The following is a 255-nucleotide window of genomic DNA, read 5'->3' as shown; positions in this document are numbered from 1 at the left end:
AGCCTAAACCTGGGTGCGTGCACCCAGGGGTTACGGACTGCAATAAGTGACTCGTATGGTAACAGAACGGTCCTGGAAAGACCGGCCACAGAGGGTGAAAGCCCCGTATGTGAAACCAGAAGAGAGCAAGCATGTTCCAAAGTACCACGAGACACGAGAAACCTTGTGGGAAGTCGGGGGGACCACCCCCCAAGGCTAAATACTCCTTAGTGACCGATAGCGCATAGTACTGTGAAGGAAAGGTGAAAAGAACCC

Annotated in this window: 1 rRNA gene; it reads left to right on the top strand. The window is 52.9% G+C overall.

The features are described from left to right. A 23S ribosomal RNA gene (locus NE473_RS32410) occupies positions 1-255 on the top strand; the annotation flags it as partial.

The sequence above is a fragment of the Hungatella sp. SL.1.14 genome (genome assembly GCF_024460495.1).
Lineage (GTDB): Bacteria > Bacillota > Clostridia > Lachnospirales > Lachnospiraceae > Hungatella > Hungatella hathewayi.
Note: the sequence above shows the minus strand (reverse complement) of the source record. Positions and strands in the feature narration are given on the sequence as shown.